Annotated in this window: 19 protein-coding genes; 11 read left to right on the top strand and 8 right to left on the bottom strand. The window is 44.7% G+C overall.

Annotated features, from left to right (window positions below):
* Positions 1-704 precede the first annotated feature (704 nt).
* The 4 genes from ABYU67_RS09495 (at position 705) to ABYU67_RS09480 (ending at position 4,617) form a co-directional block, all read left to right on the top strand.
* Positions 705-1,010, top strand: coding sequence for a lipoprotein (locus ABYU67_RS09495; RefSeq protein ID WP_372844755.1), 306 nt, complete (start codon positions 705-707; stop codon positions 1,008-1,010).
* 233 nt (positions 1,011-1,243) lie between these two features.
* On the top strand, positions 1,244-2,473 hold the full coding sequence (lysA, locus tag ABYU67_RS09490; protein WP_372844758.1) for a diaminopimelate decarboxylase: 1,230 nt from the start codon (positions 1,244-1,246) through the stop codon (positions 2,471-2,473).
* 230 nt (positions 2,474-2,703) lie between these two features.
* Positions 2,704-3,591: a diaminopimelate epimerase gene (dapF, locus tag ABYU67_RS09485; RefSeq protein ID WP_372844754.1), complete on the top strand. Its 888-nt coding sequence runs from the start codon at positions 2,704-2,706 to the stop codon at positions 3,589-3,591.
* A gap of 6 nt (positions 3,592-3,597) precedes the next feature.
* Positions 3,598-4,617, top strand: coding sequence for a tyrosine recombinase XerC (locus ABYU67_RS09480; protein ID WP_372844753.1), 1,020 nt, complete (start codon positions 3,598-3,600; stop codon positions 4,615-4,617).
* Positions 4,618-4,674: 57 nt separating this feature from the next.
* Here ABYU67_RS09480 and ABYU67_RS09475 read toward each other — a convergent pair whose 3' ends face one another.
* Positions 4,675-5,571, bottom strand: coding sequence for a nitrilase-related carbon-nitrogen hydrolase (locus ABYU67_RS09475; protein WP_372844752.1), 897 nt, complete (start codon positions 5,569-5,571; stop codon positions 4,675-4,677).
* Positions 5,572-5,905: 334 nt separating this feature from the next.
* Between ABYU67_RS09475 and rpoN the strand changes: the two genes are divergently transcribed.
* Positions 5,906-7,615: an RNA polymerase factor sigma-54 gene (gene rpoN / locus ABYU67_RS09470; RefSeq protein WP_372844751.1), complete on the top strand. Its 1,710-nt coding sequence runs from the start codon at positions 5,906-5,908 to the stop codon at positions 7,613-7,615.
* 401 nt (positions 7,616-8,016) lie between these two features.
* Positions 8,017-8,385, top strand: a complete 369-nt coding sequence (hpf, locus tag ABYU67_RS09465; protein WP_201563415.1) for a ribosome hibernation-promoting factor, HPF/YfiA family — start codon at positions 8,017-8,019, stop codon at positions 8,383-8,385.
* Positions 8,386-8,716: 331 nt separating this feature from the next.
* Here hpf and thiS read toward each other — a convergent pair whose 3' ends face one another.
* The 4 genes from thiS to ABYU67_RS09445 form a co-directional block, all read right to left on the bottom strand.
* Positions 8,717-8,917 carry a sulfur carrier protein ThiS gene (thiS, locus tag ABYU67_RS09460; protein WP_372844750.1) on the bottom strand — a complete coding sequence of 67 codons (201 nt, stop codon included), beginning with the start codon at positions 8,915-8,917 and terminating at the stop codon, positions 8,717-8,719.
* Between the two features lie 102 nt (positions 8,918-9,019).
* Positions 9,020-9,388 (bottom strand): DUF423 domain-containing protein, encoded by a 369-nt coding sequence (locus tag ABYU67_RS09455; protein ID WP_372844749.1) that lies wholly within the window; start codon positions 9,386-9,388, stop codon positions 9,020-9,022.
* A 56-nt stretch (positions 9,389-9,444) separates the two neighbouring features.
* Positions 9,445-10,308: an RNA polymerase sigma factor RpoH gene (gene rpoH, locus ABYU67_RS09450; RefSeq protein WP_372844757.1), complete on the bottom strand. Its 864-nt coding sequence runs from the start codon at positions 10,306-10,308 to the stop codon at positions 9,445-9,447.
* A gap of 241 nt (positions 10,309-10,549) precedes the next feature.
* Positions 10,550-11,011, bottom strand: a complete 462-nt coding sequence (locus tag ABYU67_RS09445; RefSeq protein WP_372844748.1) for a sulfurtransferase TusA family protein — start codon at positions 11,009-11,011, stop codon at positions 10,550-10,552.
* A 410-nt stretch (positions 11,012-11,421) separates the two neighbouring features.
* Here ABYU67_RS09445 and ABYU67_RS09440 point away from each other — a divergent pair, with 410 nt between their 5' ends.
* Complete coding sequence (locus ABYU67_RS09440) at positions 11,422-13,038, top strand: M48 family metalloprotease (protein WP_372844747.1); 1,617 nt, start codon at positions 11,422-11,424, stop codon at positions 13,036-13,038.
* 68 nt (positions 13,039-13,106) lie between these two features.
* Here the strand turns inward: ABYU67_RS09440 and ABYU67_RS09435 are convergent, their stop codons facing one another.
* Together ABYU67_RS09435 and rpsU are read right to left on the bottom strand one after the other, a co-directional pair.
* Entirely contained in the window at positions 13,107-13,556 is a 450-nt protein-coding gene (locus ABYU67_RS09435; RefSeq protein WP_372844746.1) for a GatB/YqeY domain-containing protein, read from the bottom strand.
* A gap of 194 nt (positions 13,557-13,750) precedes the next feature.
* A complete protein-coding gene (gene rpsU, locus ABYU67_RS09430) occupies positions 13,751-13,966 on the bottom strand; it encodes a 30S ribosomal protein S21 (RefSeq protein WP_010195908.1) in 216 nt (71 codons plus the stop codon).
* Positions 13,967-14,362: 396 nt separating this feature from the next.
* Here rpsU and ABYU67_RS09425 point away from each other — a divergent pair, with 396 nt between their 5' ends.
* The 4 genes from ABYU67_RS09425 to ABYU67_RS09410 all read left to right on the top strand — a co-directional run bounded on the left by ABYU67_RS09425 (position 14,363) and on the right by ABYU67_RS09410 (position 16,931).
* The gene (locus tag ABYU67_RS09425; RefSeq protein ID WP_372844745.1) at positions 14,363-14,764 is read left to right on the top strand and encodes a hypothetical protein; all 402 of its coding nucleotides are present in this window, start codon (positions 14,363-14,365) and stop codon (positions 14,762-14,764) included.
* 66 nt (positions 14,765-14,830) lie between these two features.
* Positions 14,831-15,358, top strand: coding sequence for a cytochrome c5 family protein (locus tag ABYU67_RS09420; RefSeq protein ID WP_372844744.1), 528 nt, complete (start codon positions 14,831-14,833; stop codon positions 15,356-15,358).
* 96 nt (positions 15,359-15,454) lie between these two features.
* Positions 15,455-16,492, top strand: coding sequence for a tRNA (adenosine(37)-N6)-threonylcarbamoyltransferase complex transferase subunit TsaD (gene tsaD, locus ABYU67_RS09415; RefSeq protein ID WP_372844743.1), 1,038 nt, complete (start codon positions 15,455-15,457; stop codon positions 16,490-16,492).
* Positions 16,493-16,559: 67 nt separating this feature from the next.
* A complete protein-coding gene (locus ABYU67_RS09410; RefSeq protein ID WP_372844742.1) occupies positions 16,560-16,931 on the top strand; it encodes a CrcB family protein in 372 nt (123 codons plus the stop codon).
* Positions 16,932-17,001: 70 nt separating this feature from the next.
* Here ABYU67_RS09410 and ABYU67_RS09405 read toward each other — a convergent pair whose 3' ends face one another.
* Positions 17,002-17,892 carry a LysR family transcriptional regulator gene (locus tag ABYU67_RS09405; RefSeq protein WP_372844741.1) on the bottom strand — a complete coding sequence of 297 codons (891 nt, stop codon included), beginning with the start codon at positions 17,890-17,892 and terminating at the stop codon, positions 17,002-17,004.
* Between the last annotated feature and the right edge of the window lie 58 nt (positions 17,893-17,950).

Here is a 17,950-nt window from a genome sequence, read left to right as displayed (position 1 = left end):
TTTGATAGAAGAGGAACCGCAGTTGAGGACTAAGGTGGGGTTGGTCAGGTTTGATGTTTCAGTGTTTTTGTCATCAAAAGTCGTGGTTAGGCTGGCACTCATACTCTATCCTTAGATTATATTTTGTAAGTGGTGAATCGTTATCGATTGTCACCGGTTGTATCAACAACAGTCAGCGCCATAGGTAGCATACTTTGAAAACATAAACCATCATTGCGCTGATTGCTATTAAGCTTGAGCCATTACTATCTCCAAAAAGGAGTAAGTGTAAAGCAAACGCCTGCTAGCATTGCCTTATAGCTACAAGGGTTGACTATAATGTATCATATTTTGGGCATGACACCACGATAACTATAAGGCTCTAATCAGCCACTCATTATTTGATAGTTACAGGTGTACACCGAAGACAGTAAGGGCGCATTAGAGAAAATAAGCAAAAAGTTGCCTTTATAAAAATTGTAAGTAAGTTTGTCTGGTGTTATCTCAATAACAGATTTATAGTGCATTTGCTATCGTAAAGTTTTGGCAAATTTACTAAGCAAACCTGTTCTATAAGCGCACAGCTTTATAGAATAATGCTATGATTAAAAACGCTCATCTTTTACTTGTTTTATGTGAGCTTTTTATAAGCGCGTCTATCAGCAGTATCATCAACAATATGCTCACACTTTCAAACCATTGCAGCATTAAAGGCTATCTACTCTATGTTTACTATACAACCTACCTCAGATAAACACCGTCCTAATAGCCGTTTGAGCGCCCACCGCCGCCATGTTCGCTTTGTATTTGGTACAAGTATCGTGATAGCTGCAACTGCTTTGATAGGCTGTGGACAAAAAGGCGATTTATACCTTGTAAACGCTAATAATCAAGCAGCACAAGAGAGCACTGCCATACTAAATAGTGGCAGCAATACGCAAGCGACCGCCTTTGCTAAAAGTGACAGTAACCAGCAAAGCACAGATGATTTTCAGTTGCCTGAACCGAGCAGCGATCCTAACGATTATTAAACAGTGATTTAGTCACTGATGATGAAGCGTTAAAACCCATATGCTTAAATGATGTTTGAGCAAATCCAATACTTTATTGTTACACTTCATTTTTAATTTGATACCTTGATTATATTAGAGATATTTATATGAGTCAGTCAGTCACGACCCAAACTGAGCAAGGGCTGTATGTCAATCCTGAAGCCTTAACTGCCCACCTGCCTGCGCTCGACTACCGAGGCGATGCGCTATATATGGAGCAGGTCAGTATTGATGAGGTCGTTAAACACTATGGTACGCCGTGTTATGTGTACTCAAAACAAGCCATTTTGGACGTTTATCAAGCTTATACCGATAGCTTTGCCAGTCTACCGCATCAGATTTGTTATGCGGTAAAGGCAAACTCAAATCTTGCCGTGCTTGGTGTCTTAGCGCAAGCGGGCGCAGGGTTTGATATCGTCTCACGTGGTGAGCTGATGCGGGTATTAGCAGCAGGCGGCGAGGCTGCGCGCGTGGTATTTTCAGGTGTTGGTAAGACTTATAGCGATATCGAGTATGCTTTAACCCAAGGTATTGGCTGCTTTAATGTTGAGTCAATCAGTGAGCTGACCTTAATTAATGAGGTAGCAAAATCACTGGATAAATCAGCGCCAATCTCTCTGCGGGTCAATCCCAATGTCGATGCCAAGACCCATCCGTATATCTCAACCGGTCTAAAAGACAATAAGTTCGGTATCACTCATGAAGATGCTGTCGCTGTCTATGAGCAAGCGGCGCAGCTATCGCATATCGATATCGTCGGTATCGACTGTCATATTGGTTCGCAATTGACTGAAGTTGCGCCCTTTGTAGCAGCTTTAGATAAAGTCATTGAGCTGATACATAGCTTACGTGATAAAGGAATTACGCTACGTCATATCGATTTGGGCGGTGGCCTTGGCGTACGTTATATTGATGAGACGCCCGTATCTATCGAGGAATTTGCCCAAGCATTATTGCCAAAATTGACGGAGCTTGGTTTGACAGTATTCTTTGAGCCGGGTCGCAGTATCGTCGCCAATGCCGGTGTGCTATTGACCAAAGTTGATGTGTTAAAACCAACCGAGCATAAGAACTTTGCTATTGTCGATGCCGCAATGAATGATTTGATTCGTCCGGCTTTATATCAAGCTGAAATGGCGGTGATTCCAAGCGTTCTGCCCAACAAAGGCATCGATACTGATGGCACACAGCCGTGGGATATCGTTGGTGCGATTTGTGAAACCGGTGACTTTTTAGCAAAAGACCGTTTGTTGTCATTAACCACAGGCGATATTTTAGCGATAACTGGTGCGGGTGCGTATGGCTTTACCATGAGTAGTAATTACAATTCGCGTGGACGCGCGAGTGAAGTTATGGTAGCCGATGATCGTCATCAGCTGATTCGTAAGCGCGAAAATATCGAAGCGCTATATGCTGATGAGATGTTATGGCAAGATAAGTAGCTTCTTAAAAACGCTACGATGTTTAATCATTAAAGTTTAATTATTAGAAATGACCCATTGTTATAACGACAATGGGTTTTTTATTGCCTACTTTAATTAAAAGCCTAATTGAGAATATTTGTTCAGTTGTAGAGCGCAAACTTAACGTTTGATAACGGCGATAATTATGATTGTATCTGACAGCGTGCTACTATAAGACATACATAAAAATAGGATAGGATAACAAGGATATGCTAATAGAATTTACAAAGATGCATGGGCTGGGCAATGATTTTATGGTCATCGATTTGGTGACCCAGCGCTTAGAGTTGACCAAAGATTTGGTGCAGCTACTGGGCGATCGTCATTTGGGCATTGGCTTTGATCAATTGCTGGTTGTTGAGCCACCGATGCGACCTGATGTGGATTTCAGTTATCGCATTTTTAATACCGATGGCACAGAGGTTGAGCAGTGCGGTAATGGCGCACGCTGCTTTGCGCGTTTTGTACAAGCGCGTAAGCTGTCATTTAAACAGCGCCTACGGGTTGAGACCGCAAGTGGTATCATTTCGCTAACCACCGACCGCTATGGTTGGGTCGAGGTGGATATGGGTAAGCCCAAGTTTGAACCAAACGAGATTCCATTTACCCCAAGAGCGACAACCAAAATCCAAAACACCTATCATCTGGATGTCAATGGTACGCCAGTGCAGCTTTATGTTGCCAATATGGGCAATCCGCATGCCGTTATCAAAGTCGACGACGTACTTGATGCCGATGTCGAAATACTTGGTAAAGCCATCGAATCGCATCCGGCATTTCCAGAGCGTGTCAATGTCGGTTTTATGCAAATAATGAATCAGCGTCATATTCGCCTTCGTGTCTATGAGCGCGGCGTCGGTGAGACTCAAGCTTGTGGTACCGGTGCTTGTGCGGCAGTAGCGGTCGGTATCCGTGAAGGCTGGCTTGATGAAGGCGAAGACGTACGCGCGCAGCTTTATGGCGGTAGTATGATTATTAAGTGGCAGCCGGGTTATTCAGTGATGATGACCGGTCCAACCGCATTTGTCTATGAAGGCGTTTTTAGTCCAGACGGTCTGATGGCACAAGCGGGTATCAAGCCTGCTTCAGAGAGTTAGTGGATAATGTCAACAGAGCCTATCTCGGTATCTGAGTCAAAAGCATGGCTATCAGTTGAGCATGCCGCTGCTATAGAGGCGGATGCCACGCTACGTGAATTATTAGCACCAGTACATCGATGGCTAAATACGCTGTCGGTGCGTAACCATTCTGAGCATACGCTGGTGGCTTATTTTGCAGGCTTAAATCAATTGGCGCTGTTTTTGCGCGGCAAACGTTTGACGTGGACGCGCTGTGATAAGCGTCAACTGGCTCAGCATATCAGCCAGCGCCTCGATGAAGATAAGCTGGCGCTTGCGAGCGTCCAGCAAGAGCTATCGGCTATCCGTCATTTTTATGGCTGGCTGATAGAAGAGGGGCAGGCACGTATTAACCCAACCACGGGCTATCAGTTGAAGCGCAGCCCTAGACCGCTGCCGTCTATTGCCGATGTGGATTTATTAACGCAATTACTTGATCAAGAGATACCTGATACGCCCGAGCAGGCTCGGCTATGGTTGCGTGATAAAGCGATGTTTGAGCTGCTTTATAGCAGCGGTCTGCGTGTTGGCGAGTTGGTAGCATTAGATATAACAGATGTTGACTTGGCTGATCTGCGCGTGCGCGTGACAGGTAAAGGCAATAAAACGCGCTTGGTGCCCTTAGGTATCAAGGCAGCAGAAGCTATCAAACGCTATTTACCGCATCGCAACCTATGGGTAGAGCAGATGGATAGCGCCTTGTTTATCAGTGAAAAATTAGGCACAAGATTGTCTACACGGGCGGTACAGCAGCGGCTCAAAGTTGCGGCTACGCGTGCCGGCATCGCACAAAATATGTATCCGCATTTATTGCGCCATTGCTTTGCATCACATATGTTATCTGGCAGTGGCGATTTACGCGCTGTACAAGAAATGCTAGGGCATAGTGATATCAGTACCACGCAAATTTATACCCATGTTGATTTTGCTAAATTGACCCAAGTCTATGACCGCGCGCATCCTCGAGCCACTCACGTAATAAAAGACAGTAAAGTTACTTCTTAGCAAAATCGCATCCCTCATCAACCGCTTTGCTAAAACGTGTGTTTCTAAACAACTGACTTACGCCAAACGATGACAGTCAAAGATAGGCATTTTTTGTCGGCCTTGAATCTGCGCCTGTTTATCTACGCTTGCTAAGACCAACGCATAATTTTTACCATCTTTATTGGTAACGTTATTCAATGCACTATCCTCATAGCTGTTGATGATCGTACCATCAAAAGCAGTAATTGTGCTATGACCCCAAGTTTGACGGATACTACCGTTTTTATAAACATGGTCACCGCCCTGTGCGGCGCCAATGACCACGCACTGACTGTCTAACGCGCGTGCCCGAAGTAACAGCGACCAGTGTGCTTGACCGGTTAAATAAGTAAATGCCGATGGCGCACTTAATAGGTCCGCTCCCGCTTGGCGTAGACGCTGTGCTAATGCCGGAAAACGCAAATCAAAACAAACCATCATACCGAGTTGATAAATATCATTATTTGCTTCGAGTGGCGTAACCACTGTCTGTGTGCCGGGCTCAAAAGTCGCCGCTTCATTATAACTGCCATGCTTATCGGCGACAGTCGCCATAAACAAATGAATTTTGTCATAGCGTGCCACGCGTGTACCATCAGGTGCAAACAGCTGACTAACTTGGCGCAATCTGCCATCAGGTACGATAACACCATCAGGGCGATAAGGGCAGGGCAGCGAGCCTGCTAATACATAAATACCAGAGGTGCGCGCATAGTCTGCTATCGTCGCTGATAGCGCATCAAAGCGCTCTGCGGTGGCAAATTGCTCGCCCATACTACAGCAGTTCTCTGGTAAGACAACAAGATGAGCGCCTTGTATACGCGCCTCTATGATAGCGGCTTTTATATCTGCTAAATTGTCCTCGATATGTTGCTGGCTATTCATTTGCACGGCAGCAATGGTGAGTTGTTCGTTATTTTCTATCTTATTCATAGTAATCTTCCCGATTTCTGTATGTCGTTTCCTTTTTGTTTTCTCTTTTATTCTATGGTTATTCACGGTTTTTATGCATAAGTTTGCAGTGATCTTACCTTATTAAGCACTTAGTATCCCTACACAGCTATGGGTATTTTCACTATTTAGACAAAAGCTGCAAAACAGCTTATCTGGCTAGGGCATAAATTATCATAGCAAAATTGCCGCAAAAAATGCTATCGTCATGTCCTGTTAAGGGCAAAGCACCCCTAAATCAGCATTATTTAGACGCTATTACTAAGATACCATTGCTAAGACGCTATCACTAAGACTGGAGTTTAATAAACTGCCCATGAGTATGTCGTTCGGATTGGCGACCACGCTAAGCACTTCACAAAAACTGACCCCGCAAATGCAGCAAGCCATTAAATTGTTGCAGCTCTCTAGTCTTGAGCTTGCGCAGGAGGTGCAAGCGAAGCTGGACAGTAATCCATTACTAGAGCGTATCGAAGATGATGATGAAGACGAGTATGAGTATGAGAGCGCTGATACAGATGCATTAGATGAGCCATTAACGCTGGACAACTGGAACCAAGATACTGCTTTTGATACATTTTCTGTAGCAGATTCCTCAGATAATGAAGATGCCTCTGACTATGATGACAGTATGAGCGACCACTTTACTGATAGTCTAGATAAATTGCAGCAAGACAGCTTTGATAGCGATGCTATCGACAGTTATACGCTGGAAGGCTTTGAGAGTGTTGAAGGCATTGAGGGTATTGAAGGTTTTAAAGGCTCAAACGATGATAGCTTTTATACTGTCAGCGCAGGCTTAGGCAGCACGTCAGCGCGTCCAGATTCTGATGACTATGATCGTTATCAGGGCAGTACCAGTGCAACGATCCAAGACCATGTGCGTTGGCAATTGAATTTTAAACGCCTCTCAGAGACAGATACGCTTATCGCTGAGTACTTGATGGATTCTATGGATGACATGGGTTTTGTACGGCTCGATATCGAGGAGTTGATACAGAGCTTTGATACCATTGCAAGCTTTTATCAGTGGGATGAGCGCGTTGAACATGATGAGGTGATGGCAGTACTGCGCATGATTCAATCCTGTGATCCGCTAGGGGTTGGCGCACGAAATCTAAGTGAGTGCCTAGCGATCCAGCTGTCTAAGCTCGATACGGATACGCCCTATCTAAAACAAGCCCAAGCGCTCTTATCTGCCAGTGAGTATCTGGTCAGTAACAATATCAAAGCCTTGATTGAGCGTACAGGACTTAGTGCACAGGAGATTACTCCTGCACTTACGCTATTACGTCGCTTAAATCCTTCACCGGGTTTATTATTTCAAAGCCATCAACCGGATTATACGCAGCCGCCTGAAAGCTACGATATACCCGATGTATTGGTGACACCCATTCGTAAGCGAGCTGCGGATAAAAATACCGACTCAGGGGTAGAAGAGGCTGGCTGGCAGGTACGTTTGAATCCTGAAACCCTGCCAAAACTACGGGTCAATCAACAATATGCCAGCCTTGTAAAGCGCGGCGACAATAGTCCTGACAATCAATATCTGCGCGAAAACCTCACCGATGCGCGCTTATTTATTCGCAGTATCGAAGAGCGTAATCAGAATCTATTAAAAGTGGCGACCAGTATCGTACGCTATCAGCAAGCATTTTTGCAGTACGGGGCAACTGCTATGCAACCACTCATTCTAAAAGTGATTGCCGATGAGGTTGATTTACACGAATCAACGGTCTCGCGCCTGACTACCAGCAAGACGATATTAACACCGCAAGGTCTGTTTTCGCTTAAGCATTTCTTTTCCTCACATGTTAGTAGCAGCGATGGCGATATCTCATCAACTGCTATCAGCGCGATGATTAAGCAATTCATCGCTGATGAAGAGCCTAAAAAGCCATTATCTGACAGTAAGATCAAAGAATTTTTGTTAGCAGAAGGTATCGATATAGCCAGAAGGACGGTTGCCAAATATCGTGAAGCGATGAATATTGGTTCATCGGCTCAGCGTAAACAAAAATATTAATGCTCTGAATTCAATAAGTTATCTATGAGAGGTTTTATAATTCAGCCATTGTACTGATAATATAAAAAATAAAATTTTTTGATTATATAGAAACAATGAAGAAACAACTCATTTTATTACATTTACTTACAATATAGAGCCTTGCTACTAGCAGGTTTTCATGACAAATTAGAGTCATACCAACAACAAAATCTAAGTGTCGCTTTAGCAAATTTATATAGCCAGTTATTAAGGATGAGATAAAAAAGACAATAAAAGGATATGTCGATATTTTATTAAAAGCACTGCTATTGAAGGCGTTATGGATAAAGAGACCAGATTTTTTTATGGTAAGGCAGGGTGATAAGAGCAGCGATGCGACCTCATCTGTTGATTGTAAGTACTAATAAGAGGACAATAATATGAATGTTTCTATCAGTGGTCACCATATCAGTATTACCGATGCCATGGACACCGCAGTCCGCGAAAAACTTGAAAAAGTAGAACGTCACTTTGATCAGATTCAAAGCATTCAAGTGATTTTATCGCTGGATAATAGTGGTGCTAAAAAGAGCCATAAGGCTGAAGCGATCATGCGAGTCTCGGGTAAAGAGATGTTCGTCCAAGCGCTTGATGATGATATGTATAAAGCTATCAATGAGATGGCGGACAAACTTGATAGACAGGTACGTAAATATAAAACAAAAATGGAGAGTAAGAAAACACAAGGTGCTGGGCGTGATGGACGCTATGAAGATTTGATGCCAGCTGAGGCAGAGCCTGCAGTTTAGTGATCGCTTACTAAGTCATAGCAGTTTAATAATCTTAGCCAATAAATAAATGTATAAATAGCAGGGTTATTAAACAGAGCAGTATTCATAAATGACTTGAATACGTGACATGCTCAAAAAAGAGCCACTTAGTAAGTATAAGAGACTGTAAGCATAAGATATTGTAATTATAAGATACTAAGAAAAAAGACCTCAACGACTATTCGTTTGAGGTCTTTTTTATGGTGGTTTTTAAGGCAACAAGCGTCGTAATCGTAATATTGAGGGTTTAAAAGGTGAGTTACTACTGTTTTAATCCTGCTCTCTATTGCAATTGATGACAAATCAAATCTTAGCCACCGCCTACCGCCTGTACTACTTCAATAGTCATGCCATCGACCACAGCTAGCTTATCAAGCTCACTTTTAGGAATCAGCTCGCCGTCGACTTCTACTGCATAACGACCGCTACTAAGTCCAAGCTCATTGACGACCAATTGTACCGTTTGATGAGTCGTCTGTAACTTCCTACCATTGACACTAATATTGCTCATGAACTGTGCTCCCTAATCATTCAAAATTCCTACTTAGCTTTACTATTTTTTCTACTACTAGCACTGACATAACCGCATAAAGTTATCCGCTAATAAAATCAATCAGCTATTCGTTAAGCGTGCTGAAGAGACTGCAAGCCATAACCAGCCGGCAATCATCAGCACACCGCCAATAGGCGTAATCGCGCCAAACCAACGTGGCGCGCCAAGCGTCATGGCATATAGACTGCCCGCAAAAATAATCACCCCAATCTGCAATAGCCAAGCTGCGGTTTGGGTTGCGTAATTCAGACGAATAAGAATACCCACCAGTAATAATCCAAGCGCATGGACGAACCAATATAGGGTTGCCGTCTGCCACCACTCCAAGTGCTGCGTGCTGACCATCGCTTTAAGACCATGGGCGCCAAACGCCCCTAAAGCCACGGCAATTGCCATATTGATCGCTGCGATACCAATCCAATTTAGCATGGTCATACTCGTATTTTGATTGAAATGTTGCTAAAAAATGGTCGTTACCTTATACCTTATTGAATATCATCAGGCAAAATCACACTATCAATGGTCATCGCTTCACGGATTTTGTCCATGGCATTTTTCTCAATTTGGCGTACGCGCTCAGCTGAGATAGAGTAGACTGCTGCCAATTCATGCAACGTTGATTTTTGCTCAGACAACCAGCGCTGCTCAACAATATCGCGCGAGCGATCGTCTAAAGTTTCCATGGCCGCAATCAAGGCTGATGAATTGTTTTCTTCCCAGTCTGATTCTTCGACGAGCTCAGCGGGATCAATGCCGTCTTCCAAAAATAGCTGCGGAGCATAACGTCCGTCATCGTCATCACTTGATTGTGCTTCAAATGAGGCATCGTAAGACGTCAAACGTGACTCCATCTCAAGCACTTGCTTGCGAGTCACGTTTAAGTCATTGGCAATCGCATCGGCTTCTTCAAGCGTCAACTGATTATTGGTCTTTTTAAGACTGCGTAAATTAAAGAACAGCTTACGATGTGCTTTGGTGGTAGCAACTTTGACGATACGCCAATTGCGGATGACAAATTCATGAATCTCCGCTTTGATCCAATGCACAGCAAACGATACTAGGCGTACGCCTTTATTGGGGTCAAAGCGTTTTACCGCTTTCATCAGCCCCAAATTGCCCTCTTGAATCAAATCGGCTTGCGGTAATCCATAACCTGAATAGCTGCGGGCAATATGAATGACAAAACGCAGATGCGACATGACGAGCAGACGCGCCGCTTCTACATCGCCTTCATCATAATAGCGATGGGCAAGCTCTTGCTCTTGGATCGGGGTCAAGATAGGTATTTGATGCACAGTATTGATATAGGCACCCAAGTTCACCCCAGGCGCAGACAAATGCGTCGGCATAGCTGGCACCAAATCGCGGGTACGGGTATCACCAAGCGCGCTAGCATCATAAGGCGGACGCTCGGCAGCTGCTTTTAGTGCTGCATCGCGCGCTTCATTTATTTCGGGAACGGCGCTGTCTTTTTTACGGGTATTTGCAGCGTTAGTCGTAGTATTAGCCATATTCTTGACCTTGGTTAAATAGATAAACAAACAGTCAGATAAAAATCTTTATAGTTGTAATTGTAAAGGATAGCGACGCTTAGTTGCTATCAGTTTTGGTAATGATGAAGTGATATATTGTATCAGCAGAATATTTAGATGGATGGTCGCTTGCCGCTTTACTGTCTGATGTGCTGGCTTGATTTATCAGAAGCGATAATGAATTTGCCGCATCTGTCTGCAAGCTTTGCTGACAAAACGCCATGATATCCGCTTGCGAGTTTGGATCGGTTGCCACCACGTACAAGGATTCGCCAGTGTCGACACTGCGTAACGCAACCTTAGTTTTTAACAGTGGCATCGGGCAAGCAAGGCCGCGACCGTCAACCATATCTTTAATCATAACTGTCGGTTTATTTAAAGGTGCGGTAGCATCTGTATCCTCAGCTGGTAATAAGTCTAAAAGTTGCCTGATGGATTGCTGCTTACTTTCAGACAAACCCTCCGCCAAACTTAGCGGATAAGAGGCTCGTACCATGATGGATGGGCTATCAGCAGACATAAAATAAACCTTTCACGTATTTATCATTAAACTTTGTGTGTCAGCCTAATGCTTAGTATGACGATACTTATTAGCACCCATTATAGCAAATTGCCTGTATTCAATTGCAGTTGAATATAGTTATCATCGCGATTGATCAATCAGCACCACTGTTACTAGCACTGAGTAGTATGGATCTTAATGTTTTTATCAGCGGCTTACGCTGTAGATTCTCATAATCATGTTGCGCTATCGTGACGCCCTGCGGAGTGATTAGTAGCGACAGACATACGGCAATTGACCTTCAATAGACAAGCTCGTATAGTCAAAGCACGTTATGATTATGCATATAGGATACGCACTTGGATTATTCTAAAAGACCATCGCCGCTTGGGAAATCACTGATAAATGCACAGCATAAATGTGCATTTATGCAGGATAACAGCAGACAGACCGCACCATTATCTAAACAGGTAAACCGTCCTCTGTCGCCAGTGCTTGCGTTAAAGATAGCCCTGTCAACGATACTATTGGCTTGTACAAGTGCCGCCTATAGCAAAAGCCAAGCGATGCCACTGAGCTATGACTCGTGGCAAACCACCGGTACAGAAGAGCTAAATTTGCCCAGTTTACGCGGGCAGGGGCTAAGTTTTGATGAGCAATATCAAAATAAACTGCTTGGCGAATGGTCGTTAAGAAACATCAATGGTCGCGTAAAAATGGAGCACGACCCATGGATTCAAGAAACTCTTAAAGAGCTGACATGGCGGCTCAATGCTCAAGCGCGCCAGCAAGCACCGCTTGGTTTGGTGATTATTGACAATCCAAGTATCAATGCATTTGCGGCACCAGGCGGCGTCATTGGTCTTAATACCGGCACCATATTGGCAGCCAATAGCATGGATGAGCTGGCAAGCGTCGTCGCTCATGAGGTTGCCCATATCAGTCAGCGCCATTATGAAAGCGGTGCTGATGAGCGCAAAAAAGCCTTGCTGATGCAGATAGGGGGTATGCTCGCTGCGATTGCCGCATCGACCGTTGATGGTGATGCGGCAGCAGCAGTCATGATGGGTAGCCAGACTGCGACCATGAATAGCAGCATGGCATTTAGTCGTAATAATGAGCGAGAAGCGGATCGGGTTGGTATGCAAATCATGAACCAAGCTGGCTATGATCCACGTGCGATGCCACGCTTTTTTGCGACCATGAATCAAAAAAGTCAGATGAACCAAACCGCCAATCAGTTTTTGCCAAGTTTTATCCGCTCGCATCCCTTGAGTAATGAGCGCTTGAGCGAATCTCAAAGCCGCGCGCAGCGTTATAATACATTGCCGCTCAATCAACAGCAGCGCCATCAGGCCTTATTTGATTTGCTCTATTGGCGGGTGCAAAGTACTGGCAAGCATGCTTCAGAGACCGCATTGACGACTGCGGCGAGCAGCAGCGTCGGGGCAAAGCTTGCGCTGATGCATTGGTATGGCGAGCAGCAGCGCTTTAAAGAGGCAAATGATTTGTTTGCCGAGCTGTCGGCATTGCCGGTCGCCAAGCGCCAAGGACTCGAGCCATTATTGTCCATTACCCAAAGCCAGATTCTGACTGAACAAAATAAATGGCAACAAGCTGCTGATATATTAGAGAGTCAGCAGCGCTTGTATCCTGAGCGCCGTGACCTGCGTCTGTATTTGGCGGAAGCCTTGACCAATAGCAATCAACCAACCAAAGCGCAGGCATTGCTTAAGCCCTTAACGGAGCAGCAGCCAAGCGATCGCTATGCGTGGCAAAGTTTGCAATTGGCCAATGAAAAACTGGCAAAAACCACCGATTCTACAGCGCTAAAAAGTATCGCCACCATTAATGCACTGCGCTACCGCAGTCACGATCAGTTGTGGAGTGGAAGCTACGAGCGCGCATTGACTTCTTTAACGCAAGCCAAAAAATTGACCGAAAATCTGCAAAATACGGCTCAAGCCAATAGCGCCCGTCCACTGCTTGCCAACATCAATGCCGAAATTAAAGCGGTAAAAACCGCCAAAGACTTTAAGCCTTAGGCGGTTGTTTGATGATTAGCTGTTATAAAGATAAAAACAGCGCTCATTTTATCGATATGACGTAGCGATTAACCTTGCAGCGCATCTTTAACCAGCTTTGAGATGAGCGCAGGATCCGCACGACCTGCAGTTTTTGCCTTTAGTATACCCATCACGCTACCCATATCGCGCATTGATGTTGCGCCTTGCTCAGCGATTTCTGCGTTGACCAAAGCGCTAAGCTCAGCATCATCCATCTGTTTTGGCATATATTCATTGATAATATCAATCTCAAACTGCTCTTTGGCGGCCAAATCATCGCGACCGTTTTCGGTAAAAATAGTCAGTGATTCATGACGCTGTTTGAGCTGCTTTTGTAATATCTCCAAAACTTGCGCATCATCAAGCTCTATTTGGCGATCGATCTCGATTTGCTTGATAACCGCTTGTACGTTACGAAGTACTTTGACACGCTCAAGCTCACGCGCCTTCATAGAGACTTTGATGGTGTCAGTTAATGTCTGTTTAAGCTCGCTCATTGTTATTATTCCTTATAAGTAGGGATGACGTGTTTATATAAAAATCTGCTAGTGCTTATAAGCTATATAATAGAAATCTTATGAGCATATGACAGCAGTAATAATAAAAAATTGTAGCATAAAAAACGCCACTGATATCAATCGATATCAGTGGCGTTAGTGTAGCGCTGGTACTTAGCTAATCGACTTATCGATTAGTACATACGAGTGGTACGAATAGTTTCGCGTTGTAATTTCTTTTTATAACGCTTTACTGCAGCAGCTTTTTTGCGCTTGCGTACTTGCGTTGGTTTTTCATAAAATTCACGCTTACGTACATCTGACAATACGCCAGCTTTTTCACAAGCACGTTTGAAACGACGGATAGCGATATCAACTGGTTCGTTTTCTTTAACCTTAACTGCAGGCATGAAGACTCCTTGATTAGGATGAGATATAAGGGCATTAGCTTGGCTGTAGAGTAGTATTTAGCCGTAATATCTCAAGATTACTGGCATCAGCTCAAACTAGGACAATCCTGCGCAATAGCACAAGGGCGCTTATTTTACTAAAAAATAGTAGTAAAGTCAAAGGCTTTTACTTATTAATCTATCACTATCATCAACTTGCAAGTCGCTGCCCGCAATAATAGACGGTCGTCATCGATACCTAAAGGGGTGTTATAAAAATGGATAGCTTTATTTATTGACCAAATAGTATTGGTATAAATAAAACCCCTACCGTCTATAACGGTTTAGATGGATTTTATGCTATGATAATTTGCATAATATCAATCGTTGTATGGGCACTTTATTAAGGATGTTTGCATGAAAAAGTCAGTACTCAATACGGCGCTAAGCAGCGCATTTATCGTCGCGCTTGGTTTTGCTGTTAGTGCTTGTAGTGGTGAAAAAGAAGGTGAGGAGTCAGGTCATATTTTAGCGGTCGATCGTGTTGATGAGGCCGCAGAGATTGCGCGCGCGAATGCCCCTGCAGCAGAAAAGATGGATTTCCCAGCAGCAGCGCCAACGCCAGCAGCTGACGCGGCAACAGATGCCACAACAAGTACTGAAGAAGGCGCAGCGACAGCAGAGGGAGCAGCCACTGATGTAACCGCAAGCACTGATACGGCTGATACTTCTGTAGCGACTACCGATACGGCTGATACTGGCAATGGTACCGATATGCCTGCGACAGATGCAGTGGCTACTGAGCCTGCAACCAACTAATCTTGGATAAAGGCAGTATGTAATAATGAGCGGTGTTATTGACCATTTATAGATAAGGAGATAGCCATGACAGTTAAGCACTCTGTAATAAAGAAAAAATCAGTTGTGAAAGCGGCGTTGTCTGGTCTCATTCTTAGTGCGCTACTAACACTTAGCGCATGTAGCGATGGTGAGAGCACTGCTACTGTTGAACCTGCGGCGATTAATGAAACCGAAACGGCGGTTGTAGAACCAATTGTAGAGCCAAAAGCGTCCACTGAAGCTGCGCCTGTCGCTAAGTCAGAAATAGCTGAAGTGTCAGTAGTAGAATCAGAAGAGGTCAGTACTGAAGCTACTAAACCCGAAGTATTGGCAGCTGATGCAGGTGCTGCATTGTATGAGAAGCAGTGTAAGGTTTGCCATGAAAAGGGTCTGTTAGCCGCACCAGTATTTGGTAATAAAGAAGCGTGGGCACCACGTATTGCCAAAGGTATCGATACGCTACATATGCATTCTGCTAAGGGATTTAATAAAATGCCGGCGCAGGCAAGCGCTGATGTCAGTGAAGCGCAAGTTCATGCGGCTGTTGATTATATGGTTGCTGCCGCAAGTTAAATAGTATTGATTGAAATTTGCTAAACTGACCGCCATTGTAAGCTTACAGTGGCGGTTTTTTATTCACGCTATAAGGCAAAATATAAAGGCACATAGATGAAAGTATTGGGATTAGAAACCTCTTGCGATGAGACAGGTCTGGCGATTTTTGATAGCGAGCAGATAAATAGTGACAATAAAGGTCTGCTAGGGCAAGTATTGTATTCGCAAATAGAGCTGCACGCCCTTTATGGCGGTGTGGTGCCCGAGCTTGCCAGTCGCGACCATATTCGTAAATTAGTGCCTTTATTTAATGAACTGCTAGAGCAGTGCAACATTACTAAAGATGAGATTGATGCCATTGCTTATACCAAAGGTCCTGGGCTTATCGGCGCGCTGATGACGGGAGCCTTATTTGGGCGTAGCCTCGCTTATGGCTTGGATGTGCCGGCGATTGGCGTTCATCATATGGAAGGGCATTTATTAGCCCCTTTGATGGGCGCCAACCCGCCAGCATTTCCGTTTGTGTCATTACTGGTTTCTGGTGGTCATACGTTGCTGATTGCCGCCCACGGTATCGGGCAGTACGAAATACTTGGCGAATCCATTGATGATGCGGCGGGTGAGTGTTTTGATAAAGCTGCGAAAATGCTTAGTCTGCCGTACCCTGGTGGTCCAAATATCGCGAAATTAGCAGAAACAGGTGACATTAGCGCCTATGATTTACCGCGCCCAATGCTGCATCGGGGTTTAGATTTTTCCTTTAGCGGTATGAAAACGGCCGTGCACAATCTTATCAAGGACACAGATGGCTCTGATAATGATCCGCAAGTACGCGCCGATATTGCCGCCAGTTTCCAGCATGCCGTCGTTGATACGCTGGTGAAAAAATGCGTCAAAGCCCTTAAACAAGTCGAGATGAGCCGCTTGGTCATCGCAGGCGGCGTCAGTGCCAATAGCCATTTGCGTAAGACATTAGAGCGCGAGCTTGCTAAAATCAATGCAACCGTTCATTACGCACCGCCTGCTTTATGTACCGATAATGGGGCGATGATTGCTTATGCAGGTTACGAGCGTTTGCAAGCGGGGCAAGCAGATGATTTGGCTGTCAGCTGCGTACCACGTTGGCCGATGACCGAGTTACCTGCTGTATAAATGCTATAAGCGCTATCAAGTTGCTTATAGCCAGTTTATTAAACTTTATCTTACTCAAGGATGGCTTATGCAGTGGCTTGCGATTGGACTAGGTGCTGCTATTGGTGCTTGCCTGCGAGGCTGGCTGGCACGTTTTAATCCGCTGCACCACTGGATACCCCTTGGGACGCTTGGCGCTAATGTCTTAGGTGGACTATTGATAGGGCTAGCATTGGTATGGTTTGAGCGTATGGGCAGCGGTTTGTCTCCCAATATTAGGTTGTTTGTGATTACCGGTTTTTTGGGCGGGCTGACAACTTTTAGTACCTTTAGCGCGGAAGTATTTACCTTTATCCATCAAGGGCGGTTGCTGGCGGGCTTAGGTCTGATTGGGCTACACGTAGGGCTGACATTGTTGGCAACCGCGCTTGGATTTTACTTCTTTAAGTTGGTTTTATAATAAAAATGACATATTAAAAAAGAGCCATATTAATTTTTTAATAGGGCTCTTTTTTTAGTGCTAATTATCTCTAGACAGGTTTTACAATCCCTTCTAATAAACTGGCGAACCCTTGCATATAAGCGGTATCTTGGCTTGCGGTGCGCGTTGCCGCATAGAGCTGACAGTAGACCCCAGTCCCTAACGGGCGCGAAACCACCCAACCTTTTCTCTCATACTCGCTTACTACCCAATCGGGTAATGCCGCCACCCCGCGCTCACTAGCAACCAATTGAATAAGCATCGCAGTCAGCTCGGTGGTACGCATACTTTTAAAGCTGACCTGCTCTGGCGTCATAAAATTGGCAATGATATCGAGACGCTTAGCCTCCACCGGATAGGCAATCAAGGTTTCATCGACTAAGTCTTGGGCGCGTATAAATGTCTGCTCAGCTAAGTCGTGGGTAGGCGACAGCACTAGGCGGCTTTCATACTCAAATAATGGCTGATAGCTGATGCCTTCTATCGGTAAGTTGCTAGTGGTAATCAATAAATCGATATCGCTTTCCATCAACAAATGATGTGGCTCAGGCTCAAAACCAGTAGCAAAATCCAGCTCGACATCTGACCATTCACGGCGATAATGATTAAGTATCGGCATCAGCCAATCAAAGCAGCTATGACATTCAGAGGCTAAGCGCAATCTGCCCGCTTGACCATGGGCTAAGCGTTTTAAGTTTGCTTTGGTGCGCGTGACCTGCGGCATGATACTGTCTGCCAGCGCCAATACCGTTTTACCCGCTGGCGTAAAAGTCAGCGGACGCGTGCGCCGGTTGACCAAACTGATATCGTAGTAATTCTCTAACTCTTTTAACTGATGGGAGACCGCAGAGGCGGTAACATGCAGCTCATCGGCAGCAGCGGCCAATGAGCCATGTGCTCGCAGCGCAGTTAGTGTATTAAGATGACGGAGCTCTAGCATAAAATAACCTAACCACTTACGTTAAAAAATAAGAAATTGCGTCTGAAAAAATCGTTAA

It is taken from the genome of Psychrobacter sp., assembly GCF_041554015.1.
Lineage (GTDB): Bacteria > Pseudomonadota > Gammaproteobacteria > Pseudomonadales > Moraxellaceae > Psychrobacter.
Note: the sequence above shows the minus strand (reverse complement) of the source record. Positions and strands in the feature narration are given on the sequence as shown.